This window comes from Collimonas sp. OK242 (assembly GCF_900107095.1).
GTDB lineage: Bacteria > Pseudomonadota > Gammaproteobacteria > Burkholderiales > Burkholderiaceae_D > Collimonas.
This window is the reverse complement of the sequence record NZ_FNOR01000050.1, coordinates 1-1,455: the sequence shown is the minus strand read 5'-3', so window position 1 is coordinate 1,455 and position 1,455 is coordinate 1. Positions and strand designations below refer to the sequence as shown.

The window sequence follows — 1,455 nt, the reverse complement described above, 5'->3', positions numbered from 1 at the left end:
GTTTTTACACATAGATGGTCGCCCCCATTTTGCCAAGCGTTCAATCAATGATGTGAAGAAGGTAGAGATTGCAGCCATAGATCCGGACTTTCGATCGAGGCTACAGCCTCTGTCCCTGATGGAATTTGCTGGCAGGTTCCTCAACAGCCTCTCGAGCTTTCCGCTCCCTGTGTAAAGTAGGTTTAACCTGCCACGGTCTGACCTGTCTTGCCATCACGTCATGATTGCCTGAGCAATCGGTGGAGTGCTCCTTCAAAGTGCGTTGCTGCGATACTGCAGAATGGTACCGGTCGGTGCTTTCATTATCAAAGGCGAGCGGCGCGGTGGGAAGTCCATAGTTACGCTGTCAACCCGAAATCTGCCTGATACTCGCGGTGGTGGGCCAGAAGCGCCCAGATAATGCGGGCATTCTTGTTAGCCAGCGCCACCGCAGCGATATTCTTGTTTCGTCGCCCCGTCAGATTGGCCAGCCAACTGCCGGCATGATGGGCTTTGCGTTCGGCCACTCGGAGTACGGATCGGGCACCATGGATCAGCAGTGTTCTCAGATAGGAATCGCCGCGCTTACTGATCCCCAAGAGCGTTTGTTTGCCGCCACTGGAGTGCTGCCGGGGTACCAGACCGAGCCAGGCGGCCAATTGCCGGCCATCTTCGAAATTCTTCGCATCACCGATCGAGGCCACCATCGCACTTGCCGTGATCGGGCCAATACCTGGAATTTTTTCCAATTTTCTACTCGCTTCGTTCTGCCGGTGCCAGGTTTGAATGTGCCTTTCCAATTCGCCCACCTGGCGATCGAGTTCCTTCAAGTGATCACTGAGTCGCTGCAGCAATTGACGGAACACGCCTGGCAGATCGTTCGCGCGATCGGCCAGGATGTCGGGCAAGCGTTGCGCGATGTGACTAATGCCTTGCGGGATAACGATGCCGTATTCGGACAAGAGTCCTCGGATCTGATTGGCCTGAGCTGTACGCGCCTTGACGAAGCCTTGCCGCGCCCGATGCAGGGACAGCACTGCCTGTTGCTCACTGTTCTTGATCGGCACAAACCGCATATTGGGTCGACTTACCGCTTCGCAGATCGCCTCGGCATCCGCAGCGTCGTTCTTGTTCGTTTTGACGTAAGGTTTCACAAACTGAGGGGCCATCAACTTAACGGTGTGACCCAGCGTCTGCAATTTCCTCGCCCAGTGGTGCGCGCTGCCACACGCCTCCATCCCGATCAGGCACGGTGTCATGTTGGCGAAAAACGGCAATACCTGATCACGCTTCAACGCCTTTTTGAGTACCGTCTTTCCATGTGCATTCACGCCATGAGCCTGGATCACGTTTTTTGCTAAATCAAGCCCGACTGTTGTAATCTTCATTTTGGTCGCCTCTCTCGGTTAGTGGAACATCGCCATTTCCACTGTGGCACTTCGATGCCGTTTCGGGAAGGGGCGACCATTCCATTAG

1 protein-coding gene is annotated in these 1,455 nt (G+C 54.9%); it reads right to left on the bottom strand.

Features of this window, described 5'->3' with window-relative positions; genetic code table 11:
* Positions 1–338: 338 nt before the first annotated feature.
* On the bottom strand, positions 339–1,367 hold the full coding sequence (locus BLV81_RS23385) for an IS110 family RNA-guided transposase (protein WP_092360279.1): 1,029 nt from the start codon (positions 1,365–1,367) through the stop codon (positions 339–341).
* Positions 1,368–1,455 lie beyond the last annotated feature (88 nt).

Coding starts and splice junctions, on each gene's coding strand:
- BLV81_RS23385 (WP_092360279.1), bottom strand. CDS start 1,367: ATGAAGATTACAACAGTCGGGCTTGATTTAGCAAAAAACGTGATCCAG.